The 14,440-nt window shown below is 60.0% G+C and carries 17 protein-coding genes; 10 read left to right on the top strand and 7 right to left on the bottom strand.

The window, feature by feature from the left end; genetic code table 11:
• Positions 1–25: 25 nt before the first annotated feature.
• On the bottom strand, positions 26–508 hold the full coding sequence (locus tag ACSQ83_RS20445) for an MSMEG_0572/Sll0783 family nitrogen starvation response protein (RefSeq protein ID WP_056365868.1): 483 nt from the start codon (positions 506–508) through the stop codon (positions 26–28).
• A gap of 413 nt (positions 509–921) precedes the next feature.
• On the opposite strand from ACSQ83_RS20445, the gene ACSQ83_RS20440 reads away from it, so the two are divergent.
• The 3 genes from ACSQ83_RS20440 (at position 922) to ACSQ83_RS20430 (ending at position 3,956) form a co-directional block, all read left to right on the top strand.
• The gene (locus ACSQ83_RS20440) at positions 922–2,313 is read left to right on the top strand and encodes a PLP-dependent aminotransferase family protein (protein ID WP_414953496.1); all 1,392 of its coding nucleotides are present in this window, start codon (positions 922–924) and stop codon (positions 2,311–2,313) included.
• A gap of 52 nt (positions 2,314–2,365) precedes the next feature.
• Positions 2,366–3,148: a CDP-diacylglycerol diphosphatase gene (locus ACSQ83_RS20435; RefSeq protein ID WP_436229397.1), complete on the top strand. Its 783-nt coding sequence runs from the start codon at positions 2,366–2,368 to the stop codon at positions 3,146–3,148.
• A 100-nt stretch (positions 3,149–3,248) separates the two neighbouring features.
• The gene (locus tag ACSQ83_RS20430; RefSeq protein WP_414953494.1) at positions 3,249–3,956 is read left to right on the top strand and encodes an aspartate/glutamate racemase family protein; all 708 of its coding nucleotides are present in this window, start codon (positions 3,249–3,251) and stop codon (positions 3,954–3,956) included.
• A gap of 33 nt (positions 3,957–3,989) precedes the next feature.
• Here the strand turns inward: ACSQ83_RS20430 and ACSQ83_RS20425 are convergent, their stop codons facing one another.
• From ACSQ83_RS20425 to ACSQ83_RS20405, 5 genes are all read right to left on the bottom strand, one after another.
• Positions 3,990–4,328, bottom strand: coding sequence for a hypothetical protein (locus tag ACSQ83_RS20425; RefSeq protein ID WP_436229396.1), 339 nt, complete (start codon positions 4,326–4,328; stop codon positions 3,990–3,992).
• Positions 4,329–4,422: 94 nt separating this feature from the next.
• A complete protein-coding gene (locus tag ACSQ83_RS20420; protein WP_414953524.1) occupies positions 4,423–5,667 on the bottom strand; it encodes an aspartate carbamoyltransferase in 1,245 nt (414 codons plus the stop codon).
• 81 nt (positions 5,668–5,748) lie between these two features.
• Complete coding sequence (locus ACSQ83_RS20415; RefSeq protein WP_414953492.1) at positions 5,749–6,168, bottom strand: secondary thiamine-phosphate synthase enzyme YjbQ; 420 nt, start codon at positions 6,166–6,168, stop codon at positions 5,749–5,751.
• 168 nt (positions 6,169–6,336) lie between these two features.
• A complete protein-coding gene (locus ACSQ83_RS20410) occupies positions 6,337–6,657 on the bottom strand; it encodes a DUF4148 domain-containing protein (protein ID WP_436229395.1) in 321 nt (106 codons plus the stop codon).
• An 81-nt stretch (positions 6,658–6,738) separates the two neighbouring features.
• The gene (locus ACSQ83_RS20405) at positions 6,739–7,014 is read right to left on the bottom strand and encodes a DUF4148 domain-containing protein (protein WP_436229394.1); all 276 of its coding nucleotides are present in this window, start codon (positions 7,012–7,014) and stop codon (positions 6,739–6,741) included.
• Positions 7,015–7,361: 347 nt separating this feature from the next.
• Here ACSQ83_RS20405 and ACSQ83_RS20400 point away from each other — a divergent pair, with 347 nt between their 5' ends.
• The 4 genes from ACSQ83_RS20400 (at position 7,362) to ACSQ83_RS20385 (ending at position 10,382) form a co-directional block, all read left to right on the top strand.
• Positions 7,362–8,036, top strand: a complete 675-nt coding sequence (locus ACSQ83_RS20400) for an anti-sigma factor family protein (protein WP_436229393.1) — start codon at positions 7,362–7,364, stop codon at positions 8,034–8,036.
• Positions 8,037–8,197: 161 nt separating this feature from the next.
• Positions 8,198–8,716: an RNA polymerase sigma factor gene (locus ACSQ83_RS20395; RefSeq protein ID WP_414953488.1), complete on the top strand. Its 519-nt coding sequence runs from the start codon at positions 8,198–8,200 to the stop codon at positions 8,714–8,716.
• Positions 8,713–9,576 (top strand): anti-sigma factor family protein, encoded by an 864-nt coding sequence (locus ACSQ83_RS20390; RefSeq protein ID WP_414953487.1) that lies wholly within the window; start codon positions 8,713–8,715, stop codon positions 9,574–9,576. Before ACSQ83_RS20395 ends, ACSQ83_RS20390 begins: the two co-directional genes overlap by 4 nt.
• A gap of 266 nt (positions 9,577–9,842) precedes the next feature.
• The gene (locus ACSQ83_RS20385; RefSeq protein ID WP_436229392.1) at positions 9,843–10,382 is read left to right on the top strand and encodes a cytochrome b; all 540 of its coding nucleotides are present in this window, start codon (positions 9,843–9,845) and stop codon (positions 10,380–10,382) included.
• A 31-nt stretch (positions 10,383–10,413) separates the two neighbouring features.
• Here ACSQ83_RS20385 and ACSQ83_RS20380 read toward each other — a convergent pair whose 3' ends face one another.
• Positions 10,414–11,451: a S1C family serine protease gene (locus ACSQ83_RS20380; RefSeq protein WP_436229391.1), complete on the bottom strand. Its 1,038-nt coding sequence runs from the start codon at positions 11,449–11,451 to the stop codon at positions 10,414–10,416.
• Positions 11,452–11,640: 189 nt separating this feature from the next.
• Between ACSQ83_RS20380 and ACSQ83_RS20375 the strand changes: the two genes are divergently transcribed.
• From ACSQ83_RS20375 to ACSQ83_RS20365, 3 genes are read left to right on the top strand one after another with little or no spacing between them, the layout of a single operon-like run.
• Positions 11,641–12,663, top strand: a complete 1,023-nt coding sequence (locus ACSQ83_RS20375; RefSeq protein ID WP_414953484.1) for an aliphatic sulfonate ABC transporter substrate-binding protein — start codon at positions 11,641–11,643, stop codon at positions 12,661–12,663.
• A gap of 7 nt (positions 12,664–12,670) precedes the next feature.
• On the top strand, positions 12,671–13,918 hold the full coding sequence (gene soxC, locus ACSQ83_RS20370; RefSeq protein ID WP_436229390.1) for a sulfite dehydrogenase: 1,248 nt from the start codon (positions 12,671–12,673) through the stop codon (positions 13,916–13,918).
• Entirely contained in the window at positions 13,911–14,426 is a 516-nt protein-coding gene (locus tag ACSQ83_RS20365; RefSeq protein ID WP_436229389.1) for a c-type cytochrome, read from the top strand. The genes soxC and ACSQ83_RS20365 overlap by 8 nt, the downstream gene beginning before the upstream one ends.
• The last annotated feature ends 14 nt before the right edge of the window (positions 14,427–14,440 follow it).

The raw sequence follows: 14,440 nt of genomic DNA, 5'->3' as shown, positions 1-14,440 counted from the left end.
TTGATAAGAGGCTTGAGGCGCGGCGTCAGACGGTCCAGGTGTTGATAATCAGCGCGCCGTCCTTGCGATGCAGCAGCTGGATGTCGAGCACGTCGAGCGGACTGATCGGCTTGATGCCTTCGATCAACGACGCTTCGCCCTGCCCATACAGCGCTTGCAGCGCAAAGCGGCATGCATAGACCTTGCCGCCTTCCTCCATGAACTTCTGGATCTGCTTGTTGAAGTTCAGATGGCCAGGAAACGCTTCGTCGCCGAGGGTCGGAAAGCCGCGTTGAAGCCCAAGCGTCACACCTGGGCCATAGAGCAGCACCGAGGTCTCGAAGCCCTTGCGCAGCAGCCGGGTGGCCTGCAGCAGGTTGACGAAGCCGATGGAACCCTCGAACGCGACCGTGTGGAATGTCACCAGCGCCTTTTCACCCGGCGCGGCCTTGACGTCTTCAAATACCTTCTCTTCATAATCGACAAGGTAATCGCCTTTCTTGTGCATCGGGATATTGACGGCAGGCATTCTAATCTCCAGTAAATAGACGTTTGAACCAAAGGCACCGGATTTTTTAACCCGGAGCAAATTGCAGAATACGAAGCTGTTAATGCAACGGGCGTGCCATTCAATGAGCGCGTTAATACGATCAATACCCGATCATTCAAACGATCAGTGCGCTTAGAGCAATGAAAAATTTTAGTGACGATCCCGAGGTGCCCTGTACGGCTTGGCTTCCGGCCTGATAAGGCAGTGAGTCTGCACCAGTCTGGCGTGATCACAATGGTGCTGCCGCGCCCGCATGGTGCAATAAACACCGGATACGTGCATTGACCCTTGATTGATTGGTTTCTCCACACGATCACTCAATGCGATCACTTTATTTTTCCAGCCGCCGGCGTGTTATTGTTTTTTTAACCGTATTAATCCGAGAGCGCCTCATGGCCAGTCTTACTCATCACTGGATCAGGAAACTGACAGAAAGCCGTAAGCCGGCTTATTTACTGATTCCGGAATTAATCGAAGAAGATCTGGCGAGCGGACGCCTGCGCCCGCGCGATCGGCTGCCCGGTTTGCGCGACCTGGCTGAGGAACTGCAGCTCAATTACACGACCGTGGCGCGGGCCTACGCCGAGGCGCGCAAAAGAGGGCTGCTTGACTCGCGTGCCGGCAGCGGCACATTTGTGCGCGGCCGGACAGCGACGCTGCCGTTGTCCGGTGGCAGCAGTGTCGAGATGACCATGAACATGCCGCCTGAGCCCGCAGAACTCGCCGCACGTTTGCGCGATTCCGCGGCGCGGCTATTTTCCGCTACGGACCCGTATCGGCTGCTGCGGTATCAGGATTTCGGTGGCACTGCTGACGATCGGGCCGCCGGCACGACGTGGCTGAAGCGCCGTTTCGATGATTGCGATGAAGACAAGGTGCTGGTTTGCCCCGGCATTCATAGCGCGCTGGTGGCGCTGGTGTCGCAGCTTGCGCGACCCGGGGGAACCATCTGCCTCGATACGCTGGCTTACCCGGGCATCAAGGCGATTGCCGCTCAACTAGGCGTGCGTTTGCAGGCGCTGGCACGCGATGACGACGGACCGCTTGCCCATGCATTCGAAGCGCTGTGCAAGAGCGATAAACCCAGCGCGTTCTATTGCAATCCGACCATCCAGAATCCGAGCACGGTGACGTTATCGTCGAAGCGGCGCGAGGCGCTTGCCGATGTGGCGCTAAGGTACAGCGTGCCGATTATCGAAGACGATGCGTATGGCATGTTGCCGGTCCAGGCACCCGATGCGCTGGCTACGCTGGCTCCGGATCTTACTTACTACGTCACCGGGTTCTCAAAGAGTTTTGGCGCCGGCCTGCGCGTGGCTTACATTCGTGCGCCGTCCGCCCGGCGCTCTCAGCATCTTGCCGGGGCGTTGCGCGCAACCACGGTCATGGCCAGCCCCTTCACCGTGCTGCTGGCGACGCAGTGGGTGAATGACGGTACAGCAGACCTCATGCTCGATGCAATTCGTACGGAGTCCGCAGCACGTCAGGAACTTGCTGCGCGGGTGTTGTCCGGCTGGAAGTTCGATGCCGATCCGGCCGGGTTTCATCTCTGGATGCCTATTCCGGCAGAGTGCGGATGGAACGCCTCCGAGCTTGCATTGCAACTGCGATCGCAAGGGATTGGGGCGGTATCGGCGGCGGCTTTCGCGACCGATGGCAATCCGCCCGAAGCCATTCGCATCTGCCTTGGCGGTCCCAAGAGTCTCGATGAATGTGAAGACGCGCTCAGGCTGATTGCGGACACCGTCGAACATCCGCATCATCTCCATTTGCCGGTGATGTGAGCGCTTGAGTTGCGCGCGGCCGTCATGAAGTCTTGTTACGATGCAGGCTTTCGTGTCGACCGCTCACTCCATGCGCAATGTCCGGCTCCTTGTTCGCTTCGCCTCGTTCACTATCGCCGCGCTGTTCGTCTCCATTGCTCACGCGGGCAACCCCGACGCGTTATGGCAGATCGTCCACAACTGGTGCGAGCCTGCGGCACGTGGCGCGAACGTCCCGCAGAAATGTGTCGATGTCGATCCGTCGGGCGGCTTCGCGGTCCTCAAGGATCTCAACGGCGTTGCCCAGTATTTGTTGATTCCGACCGCTCGCATTGGCGGCATCGAAAGTCCGGATTTGATGATGCTGGGCTCGCCGAATTACTGGCGCGCTGCCTGGGAAGCACGGCGTTTTGTTGAAGCGAAGTTAGGGCGGGATCTTCCCCGCGATGAACTCTCGCTCGCCATCAACTCGACCAGTGGCCGCACGCAAAACCAGTTGCACATTCATATCGATTGCCTTGCACCGGATGTCGTTCGCGCATTGCGTGAGCAAGGTCCGAAGATCGGCACGGAGTGGACCCCATTCCCCAAGTTGTTGCGCGGACATGCATACCGCATTCGGCGTATTGATGACGCGGATCTGGCTTCCATCGATCCCTTCAAGCTGCTTGCCCCCGACGTGGCGCGCGAAGGTCAGATCATGGCTGATCAAACCTTGCTGCTAGCGGGAACCACGGCGCCCGACGGCAAGCCGGCATTCTTTCTTCTCAATGATCACGTGCAACGCGATAAAGGTGACTTCGCGTCATCGGAGGAGTTGCAGGATCATAGTTGCGCAGTCGCGCGTGCGAAGTAGGTTGGGCGATCGGCCGACATCTTGAAATTCCGCACTAGCCACTCCTCCCGCTTCGCTGCACTATGTTGCTTCAATCAATCTGATTTGCAGGACGGGCATCATGAACAGCATGAGAACCATTGGCATGATCGGCGGGATGAGTTGGGAATCGACTACGGAATATTATCGGCTGATCAACCGGGACGTACGCACGCGGCTCGGCGGCTTGAACTCCGCGCAAGTCCTGTTGCACAGCGTGAATTTCGCACCGATAGAACAACTCCAACGCGACGGACAATGGAACATCGCCGGCATTCGGCTGGCCGACGCAGCGCGTCATCTCGAAGCCGGTGGCGCGCATTGCATCGTGCTCTGCACGAACACCATGCATCTCGTCGCGCCGCAAATTGCGGCGGCCGTGTCCATTCCGTTCCTGCATATTGTTGATCCGACCGGGATCGAAGCGAAAAAGCGGGGCATACGCAAGGTCGGTTTTATCGGCACGGCGTTTTCGATGCGCGAAAGTTTTTTCCGCGACCGCCTGCAAGAGCGGCATGGCATTTCCACGCTCTTGCCCGAGCCTGCCGAACAAGCGGTGATTCACGACATCATCTATCGCGAGCTGTGTCTGGGGATTGTCAACGACGATTCGCGCAAGCTGTATCGCGATGTGATGCACGGACTCGCCGCGCGTGGTGCGGAAGCGATCGTGCTGGGTTGCACCGAGATCATGCTGCTGGTGAACGAAGCCGACAGCCCCGTCCCGTTACTCGATACCACCGCGCTCCACGCCCGCGCCGCCGTCGATTTCTCGTTGGCGCAGATTTGAGTCATCGGCCATGAAAGCCATGAAAGCTGCGCTTCAATGCTCGCGACGATGCGTGAACACACGCGGACGCACGGCTTCGATAACCGCTTCGGGCAGCACCTGATGCAGCGTGCGCACGGTGAACTCCAGGTCTTCCATTGCCACATCGAAGACCAGCCGGAGGTCGTCATGATCGCGCGATGCCTGGCTGACATACACGCCTAGCGGCGAGTGGAACAGCCGCCTGATGCGCTCGCGGGCGGCTTCATCCTGCCTGCTGTGCAGGACGGCGGAGAGATGCACACGGGACACGCAGGACGCTGAAATCGCTTCCTGCGTGTCCGTTTTTTTCGATGTAGCCGAGCCGGCAAGTCTTTCAAGGACAAGGTTCATTACGCTGCAAGCTCCTGTATTCGGGATCACTTCCAGCGTAACTTTTTGTGTGTAAACGCCGCGTTAATATTAATGGCGGCGCTGTATAGATCGCTTAATCGATGCCGTGGAATACCGCATCGTCAGGACCAATGTAAGCCGGTGACTTCCAAGCCGCGTCGCGCATGGAATGCTGGACCTGGCGTTCTACTCCTAACAGCACTGCAAAGATTGCCATGCGAACCGGAATGCCATTGTCCGTTTGCCGAAAGATAGCAAGTCTTGGATCGTGGTTGAGGTCGGTGCTGAGGTCATTGGCCCCGGGGCGTCCATCGCGCGGCAGCGGATGCATGATCAGCGTATCAGGCCCGCACACGCTATCGACCAACGCTTGATTGATCTGGAAATCCGGCGTGTAACCTTCAATGGATTCGTCGGCAAAGCGCTCTTTCTGAATCCGCGTTGCATACACCACGTCCGCGCCTTTCAACCCCGTCTGCAAGTCGTTGGTCTGCTCGACCACATGATCGTTGCGATTGATCTGATCGAGAATAGCAGCGGGCATTTCGAGCGAAGCAGGCGAAATCAGCGTGAACTTCAGTCCCCGATACAGCGCCAGCAGCTTGACGAGCGAATGGACCGTGCGACCGTATTTAAGGTCACCAACCATTGCTATATGCGACCCGTCGACAATCTTCCCCACGCGCGAGAATTCGCGCTGGATGGTGTAGAGGTCGAGCAACGCCTGACTGGGATGTTCGCCGGGGCCGTCGCCGGCATTGATGACCGGCACGTTGGTCGCACGCACAAATTCGGCTACTGATCCCTTCTCCGGATGGCGCACGACAAGTGCGTCGGCGTAACCGCTGATCACGCGGCTGGTGTCGTAGATTGACTCGCCTTTGGCCATCGATGAAAACGTGAAGCCGGTCGTGTCGCAGACCGAGCCGCCCAGCCGGCAAAATGCAGCACCAAAGCTCACACGCGTGCGCGTGCTGGCTTCGAAGAACAGGTTGGCAAGGACCGCGCCCTCAAGCACGCGCGTGATCTTCTGGCGGCGCGCGATGGGTTGCATGGTGTCGGCGACCTGGAACAGCGCCTCGACGGAGTCACGCGAGAATTGATCGACGGACAACAGATGTGGCCGGCCTTCGTGAAGAATAGATGGTGAATATACGCGTTGTGTATAGTCGTCGCCGGACGGGATTCTTTCCACCAGCTCCATGACGTAGCGGCTCGCGATCTCGGGCATGGCGCGCGATTCCGCCGATTCATCCGGGAGCAGCCATGTATCCAGCGCTCGGCGCGATACGCCAATCCGGTTCGCGAACGCGTCGCGGGTCATGTTCAGGCGGCGCATGGCATCGCGCAGGATAGTTTGCTGTTGAGCTTGCACGGTGGACGCTCCGTCGGTGGTTATGTACGCGATGCGTATATTAAATCACTCGCCGAAAAGGTGCAATACAACTTCACGTCGACTCGGGCCGCGCCGGTGCTCAAAGACATAAATGCCTTGCCACGTGCCGAGGACCATCCGGCCGGCATCGACGGGAATGGATAACTGAACTTGCGTCAACGCGGTTCGCAGATGCGCGGGCATGTCGTCGGGGCCTTCCGCGTCGTGGACATAGCGCCCGGGTGCTTCCGGCGCGATGGTCTCGAAGAACTGTTCAAGGTCGGTGCGCACGTCAGGGTCGGCATTTTCCTGGATCAGTAAGGAAGCGGAGGTGTGCCGCAGGAAGACGGTCAACAGCCCGGTCTGGATGTCCTGCAGAGTAATCCAGCGTTCAATGTCGCGAGTGATTTCGTGCAGTCCGCGCGTGCGTGTGGGCACGGTTAGATGTTGAAGCGCCTGCTTCATGTCGATGTCTCCGGAAGGGTAAGCGCGACGGGAAGCGGTCGCGCGTGCCTGTGAAGTTTATCGGCTGGAGCGGGGAGCGGGTTTTTGAACAATCGGCAAGCGCGCGGACCGGATGAGCGTAGAGCAGGCTTTGGTCATCGCGCGCTGGCGCCTTGCCGTGCATGCGGCTCAATGACCGAAGAAGACCGATTGAGGGCCGTTATCCGGCGCGGTATGTGCTGACATACCCGATGCAGACGTGCCGCTAACCGCCGCTCCGTACGACGAAGACGCAACGCCTTGTTGTTCGGCTACGCGTTGCTCGGCGGCCTGGATGTCCTGCGGATAATTGACGTCTTCACCGCCCGGGCTGTAGCCGGCTTTTTCCAGTTGAACGAGTTCGGCTCTGACTTGGGCGCGGGTGACAGGGCCGTTGCTTTGTGCGAACGCGAAGGCAGGGGCGGCCAGTGCCGACGAGAGAACGAGAGCGGAGATAAGGAATTTGTTCATGATGACCTCAGGGGTAAAGTGAAAATTGTTAGGATGACGATTTATTTAACTGGCTGGCGAAGATTGATTTGGCGCGATGGTTCAGTTCGTTGCGCTGGACGAGTTGCTAGCCGATGAGCTGGCTACTGTATTGGCGTTGGTCGTCTGGTTCTGAGCCAGGCGTGCTTCTTGTTGTTCGAGTTGATGCGCGAAGATCGGGTTGACGTCGGGGTAGGACGTATCGGTGACGAAATCGCGGCCGTCCTGCTGCGCCGCGATCAGTTCCTGGTAGACCTCGGCGCGGGTCTTGGTTTGAGCAAAGGCGTGTGCTGAGGCGATCGTGGCGAGAAACAATACTGCGACGCTTAAGGTTTTCATGGTTCGCTCCTGCGAGGTTTAATCTGTACTTGAATGTGTGCAGCTTGCAATGGAGAGAACCCGTAATGGGTGCGGGATATTCCCGATAGATTTGATTATTTTTATGTTCGGATGAATCACGAGTGAATCAGAATTTATTTCGGATCGGACGGAATAACCCGCTAAAGACGGTGTTTACGCGCGCGGGGGATTACATAGGGGAATCTTGCGCCCGGTGTGGAATAAATCCCGGTGCTTTGTGTTCGCCCTAGTACGTGCAGCCAACATGCAGCCAACGAACCGCCAAACATAGCCAGATCATGCCCATAACAACACCCCCAACGGAACCCCGGCTCTCGGAGTCGGACGTGCAGGCATTCGCCGACGGCATGCTGGATCCCCAACGCGCGGCGAGTGTAGAAACGTATTTGAAAAGCCGCCCCGACGAGGCCAAGCGAGTAGCGTTTTACGGGCGCCTGAACTGGCAGATGCAAAACACCTTTCACGAACCCGACGACGAAACGGCGCCCCAAGCACCTGCGCCTCGTCGGCGCCTGTCGAGACGGAGCCTTCGGGCGCTGCTTATCGCGGCGGTCGTGACGCTGGCAGTCGCTGCCACGGCAATCCTCGCGTTCGACATTTCCGATTCAGCGCTCGACAATGCCTCGATGATGGCGCTGGAACAGGCGGTGGCCGCCCAGGAGATGGCATCGGGTGCAGTGGGTTATGAAACCTCCGCAGGGGCTTTGGCAGGCGCCCCGGATCTATCCAGCGTCGGTTTCCATCCCGTTGCGCGCCGGAAAATGCCGGTGGGGCCATTCGCTTCGGCAACGGAATATGTGTATCGCAATCGAGGTGAAGAGGCCGCCGTGCTGCTTGTGGCGCCGGGCCTGTTTGCGAAGCCGCAGCCTCAGTGGAAAGCCCATCGCGTGGGTGCCAGCCGTTTGCTTGCATGGACTGCGGGCGACAAGCGTTACGTGCTCGCGGGCCGTGCGAAGACCCGCGGATTGATGTTGGCCGCCGACCTGATGACGGGTAGTTAGGGATTAATCCGTTATCAAAAAATTGTCGACGGCATAATCACGCACCTCGCCGACAAAAATACGCCGGCAGCAGGAATATTCGCCACGACCCGGTGTTAGCCCAGCATCAGAGCAACGGTTTATCGAACGTTTGCGTAAGCTTACAAAATGAAGGAAGGCCAATGGGCGTCCGTGACGAGTTAATGGAACATGTGCCGCGATTGCGCCGCTACGCGCGAGCGCTGATCAACAATCGCGATCTCGCCGACGATCTGGTGCAGGACACGCTTGAACGCGCTCTCCGGCACACCGAGAAGTTTCAGACCGGCACCGACTTGCGCGCGTGGCTGTTCACGATCATGCACAACGTGTTCGCGAATCAGGCCCGCCGTGCAGGTGTGAAGGCTGTGCATATTTCAGTCGATGACGAAAACATATCGGAGCGCGAATTTGCCGTGGCGGGCACGCAAACGCAATCGCTCGAAGTGCGCGATCTCGACTTCGCGTTGCAGCGCTTGCCGCTCGACCAGCGCCAGGTCGTGCTGCTCGTAGGACTGGAAGAAATGAGTTACGCCGATGTGGCGCAGGCGCTGGAAATTCCGATTGGGACGGTCATGTCGCGCCTGTCGCGCGGACGTGAAAGACTGCGCGCGCTGATGGCCGGCGCGCAACCGGGCGCTAAATTACAGGTGGTGCGATGAGCGACCAACAAACACCCATCACGGAAGACGAAATTCACGCGTATGTCGACGGATCGCTGGCTGAGCATCGCCGCGAGGAGATCGATCGTCTGCTGGAGCGCGACGAAGCACTGGCGACGAAAGTCAGCGACTATTTCTCGCTGAACAGCATGTTCCATGACCGCTATGACCGCGTGCTAAGTGAACCCGTGCCGCAGCGTCTGCTACCGCCGGAACCCAAGCGCTGGCGTGTTGCCGCCAACTGGCCGCAGTTCGCGGGCATGGCGGCGGCGCTGGTGCTGGGCGTCGGCATCGGCGTAGCGGGCATGACAGGGACCGTGGGCCATGACACGTTCATGGCGGGAAACGGCGGGGCATCGGTGCAACGTGCAAGCTATGCCGTCGGCGAGTCGTTCGCACGGCAATCGGCCATAGCCCACGTGATGTACGCGCCGGAAGTGATGCGGCCCGTGGAAGTGGGCGCGGATCGCGAGCAGGAACTGGTGAGCTGGATTTCGAACCGGCTCGGTACGGACGTGCGTCCGCCCATCCTGACCCGCTCGGGATTCGAGTTGATGGGCGGCCGCCTGTTGCCCGGCGACGACGGCCCCGTGGCGCAGTTCATGTACCACGACGCGAAAGGCGAGCGGATTACGCTGTGCATATCGCATCGCAAGATCAGCTCGGACACGACTGCGTTCAAGCTGTATCAGGATGGATCGGTGAACGTGTTTTATTGGATCGACGGGGATTTCGGTTACGCCGTCTCCGGTGCAATCGACCGGAAAGTGCTGCTTGACCTGTCGCACGACGTCTACTCGCAGTTGACCGCAATGGGCGGGGCTAAAGCGCCATCGGGTGCTTCCGTGTCTACGCAATAGCCTGTTCGAAGCCACGGTGTTGAAGAACATCGTGGCTTCGGAATAAGCGGCCACGCAAAGCTGTTCACTCCGTTGTAACCCCCCAAAATTAAAGAACTGAATCGTGCTTGCCCGTTAAGAATTCGTATTCATAAGGATATCGAATTAATGACAAAGGCGACAAACCGGATTGACTATCGATGCAAACGGCAAGACTCACATCGTCCGCTGGTCGATGATGCCCGAGACTCAGTACGCACCCGTCAACAACCAGCACGGAGTCACGAATGAGCGTCGATCGAAAGCACTTCAGTCCGTCAGCGCGATTTTTGCACTGGCTCATGGCGCCGCTTGTCATCGCTATGTTGTTCATCGGCGTGGGGATGGTGGCCACATTATCTTCATGGCATCAGACGCTGCTTGCCATTCACAAGCCGTTGGGTATAGCCATTCTTGTGCTGGTGAGCTTCCGTTTCATTGTGAGGCTGACACATCGAACGCCTCGTCTGCCCGACGACATGCCGCGATGGCAGCAGCAGATCGCGCATCTGTCGCACTGGGTTTTCTATGCGCTGTTGTTCGCCATGCCGCTGGTCGGCTGGTCGATGTTGTCGGCCGGCGGTTTTCCGATTCATCTATTCGGACCGGTGAACCTGCCGCCTATCGTCCAGCAGGATGTACGCCTTTATGCGTTGCTTCGATCAGCTCACACGGAGCTCGCCTTGCTGCTGTTCGCGGCTTTCCTCGCGCATCTCGGCGCGGCCATGTTCCACGGTCTGATTCGACGCGACGGCGTATTTTCGAGCATGGCAAAGGGCCGCGATTAAGCGGCCAGCTTGACATGCGGCGCCAGTTGTTTCAACCAGCCTGTTCGACCGGCGTCACGTCCAGTTCCAGCTTTTGCGTGCCGCGCAATACTGTAACCTTCACCGCCCGATCGATACGCGATGCATCCAGCGAGCGCTGCAGGCTATCCACGCTGTCTACCGGCAATGTGTCGATAGTCACGATCCGGTCGTCGGTCCGCAATCCGCCGAGCGCGGCCGGACTTCCTTTAACAACTTCCATCACGTGCACGCCGTTCGCCGCCGGCAGCTCGAAGTATCGCTGCACGCGCCGCGAGATGGGCATGGTCGTGCCGGCCACGCCAATGTAAGCACGCCGCACACGCCCGTATGCGAAGAGCTGCATGATGACCCACTTGGCGGTATCGATAGCGGTCGCAAACGAGATCGATTGAGCGCCGGCAATGATCGCCGTGTTCACGCCGATCACCTGACCCGCCGAGTTGATCAGCGGGCCGCCCGAGTTGCCGGGATTGAGCGCGGCGTCGGTCTGGATCACGTCGTAGATCATGCGTCCGGAGTTCGATCGCAAGGATCGTCCGAGCGCCGAGACCACGCCGGTCGTGACCGTCTGCACGAGCCCAAGCGGGTTGCCCACCGCGATCGCGATCTGCCCGACTCGCAGCTTGCCGGACTCGCCCAGCTCGACGTGCGGTAACGCCTCGGCCGAGCCAATGCGCAGCACCGCGAGGTCGCTGTCGGGATCGTCGCCGACGAGATCGGCGTCGAATGTGGCACCGTCGGCGAGCGTCACGCGGATATGCGTGGCGCCGTGGACGACGTGGCTATTCGTCAGCAGATAACCGTCGGGCGTGAAGATGAATCCCGAGCCTGAGCCTCCTTGTGCGCCGCGAGCGCCGCGGCCGTTTTTGTCGCCGGGCAAACGCCGTTCGACTGAAATAAAAGCGACCGCTTGCTGCACGCGTTCGAGCGCGCTGATCACGGTCTGGGAGTAAGTGTCCAGCAGGGCTTCGTCGCCGAGCGGGGCTGCGAAGGTCGCGCCCGCCGGACCCCGCGAGAGATCATCGATGAATTGGGGACGGCTTCCCATGATCGTGCTCCGGATAAATGGATCATGAGATGCGGGATTCTTGCGGGTATTTCAAGTCCGCACCGCGCTGTCCCGGGGCTCGCGACCCGCTCAGCATTTCCGCTGCAATCGATATCACGATTGATCGTTTAGTGCTGGACGCGCGCGTTGTTAGCATGATCGGCTGCTTAATCTGCCTGCGATATCCCCATGAAAATCTTCACCCGTCTGGTCGCGTGCGTTGCGCTGGCCGTGACTGCCCTGAGCGCGGTGAGCGCCATGGCGCAAACGCCTTCGGGCGATCCGGTCAAACTGCGGATCGGCTTTCAAAAATCGTCCACGCTGATCGCGATCCTCAAGGCGCGCGGCACGCTGGAACGCGCCGTGGCGCCGCTTAACGTTCGCATTGAATGGGGTGAATTCGCGAGCGGACTGCCGCTCACCGAAGCGCTGAACGCGGGCGCGGTGGACTTCAGCGCGGACGTGGCGGATACCGTGCCCGTCTTCGCGCAAGCGGCCAACGCAAACTTCGTCTACGTCGCGCAGGAAACGCCGTCGCCCTCGGCGCAAGCCGTGATCGTGCATCGCGACGCACCCATCCACTCGCTCGCCGACCTGAAGGGCAAGCGCATTGCCGTGACCAAGGCAGCCGGCAGTCATTACCTGCTGCTCGCCGCGCTGGCTCGCGCCAAGCTCTCGCCGGCCGATGTCAAGATCAGCTATCTCGCACCCGCCGATGCGCGCGCGGCGTTCGAGCGCAACGACGTCGACGCGTGGTTCGCGTGGGACCCGTATGTCGCTTCCGTCGAACAAGATCCGGGCGCGCGCATTTTGATCCGCGGCGATGGCCTGGCGTCGTATCAGCGGTATTACCTCGCGTCCACGCCGTTTGCACAGGCGCACCCGCAGATCGTCGATATCGTGTTCAAGCAGCTCGTTGAAGCGGGCGTCTGGACCAAGGCGCATCCGCAAGAAGCGGCGAAGATCCTGGCGCCGGTGTGGGGTCTCGATCAAGCAACGGTCGAGCGCGCGAATAGTCGGCGCACATATGCGGTGCGTGCGGTCGTGGCGAAGAACTTCGGCGAGCAACAAGCCATTGCCGATACTTTCTATCAGGCGAAGCTGCTGCCCAAGCCCGTCGATACCGCCAGCGCGCTCGTCTGGGACTTCGCTGCGCACAAGGCCGTCGCGACGAATGTAGCCACGGCGTCGCTGACTGCCACGCAGCCCTAGGCAGTCGATGAGCTCCCGAAAGTCCTCACCTTCACAGGGTCGCAGACGCCTGCTTGGCAGTCTGGCTGCCGGCGGGTTTGCCGCGTCGCAAGCCGGCGCCGCCGAGTTGCTGAAACCGCTTGAAATTGCGCCTTGGTCGAAGACGCCCGGCACGCCAATCCTCGAACATCCCTACGGCTTGCCGTCACGATACGAAGCCGACGTCGTGCGCCGCGCGGCCAAGGCCTGGCCATTGCCCGGCGCGGCGTCCTCCATGACGCCGCTCGCCGACCTGCATGGTTCGATCACACCGAACGGTCTCGTCTACGAGCGTCATCATGCAGGCGTCCCGGATATTGATCCGGCGCTGCATCGGCTGGCTATTCACGGACTCGTACGGAATCCGAAGCTTTTCACCATGGACGATATCCTGCGATTGCCGTCGGAGTCGCGGATTCATTTCATCGAATGTTCGGGGAATACCGGTAACGAATGGAGCGGTCCGAGCGGCATGCCCGTGCAACTCACGCATGGCCTGTTGTCGTGTTGCGAATGGACGGGCGTGCGTTTGTCCACGCTGCTGGAGGAGGTGGGCGGCACGACCGGTGGATCGGGATGGGTGCTGGCCGAAGGCGCCGATGCCGCCGCGATGACTCGCAGCCTGCCGTTGTCGCGCATTGCGGATCGGGCGCTCGTGGCTTACGCGCAAAACGGTGAACGCCTGCGTCCCGAGAACGGGTACCCGTTGCGGCTGATCGTGCCAGGCTTCGAGGGCAATACGCACGTCAAGTGGCTGCGTCGCCTAAAGGTGGTCAGCGCCCCTTTGCAAACGCGTGAAGAAACCTCGAAGTACACAAACCTTCTCGCCGATGGCACCGCGCGCCAGTTCGTGTTCGAGATGGACGCGAAGTCGGTGATCACGCGGCCTTCGCCGGGACATCGGCTGACGACGCACGGGTTTTATCCGATCTCCGGACTGGCATGGTCGGGACGCGGCACGATCCGCCAGGTGGACGTCTCGACGGACGGCGGCGCGACCTGGCGAGCGGCGCGGCTGGAAACGCCGGTCCGTGACCGTGCGCTGACGCGTTTTGAGGCCGACTGGAGCTGGACGGGTGAACCGGCAAGCATCCTGTCGCGCGCCACCGATTCAACCGGCTACGTCCAACCCACGCGCGAAGCGCTGGTCGCCGCGCGCGGTCTCAACTCGCAGTATCACTACAACGGGATCCAGCAGTGGCGTATTGATGCGGCAGGCGAGGTGCGCAATGCGTAAGGCGCTGCTGCTCGTGCTGTTTGTTGTGACGCCCGCATGTTTTGCAGCACACGACCTTGGAACACCACTGACCGCGGACGAGATCGCTGCATGGAATATTGACGTGGCGCCGGACGGTCGCGGTCTTCCCGCTGGTAGCGGCGACGTGACAATGGGCGCGCACGTATTCGTGGAGAAGTGCGCAGCCTGTCACGGCGCGTTGGGTCAGGGTTTGATCGGCGATGCGCTGGTGGGTGGCCGGGGCACGCTGGCGAGCGCAAAACCCAAACGCACGGTTGGTAGTTACTGGCCGTACGCCACCACGCTGTTCGACTACATTCGCCGCGCGATGCCGTACAACGCACCCGAGTCCTTGTCGGCTGACGAAGTCTATGCGCTCAGCGCGTATCTGTTGAATCAGAATGGCATCGTACCGCCCGATACCCGGCTTGACGCGCAATCGTTGCAGAAAGTAAGGATGCCGAATCGTGATGGTTTTGTGCCAGACCCACGTCCCGGCCGACTTTGAATACTGAGGAGCAA

It is taken from the genome of Caballeronia sp. LjRoot29 (assembly GCF_964252755.1).
Taxonomy (GTDB): Bacteria; Pseudomonadota; Gammaproteobacteria; order Burkholderiales; family Burkholderiaceae; genus Caballeronia.
Note: the sequence above shows the minus strand (reverse complement) of the source record. Positions and strands in the feature narration are given on the sequence as shown.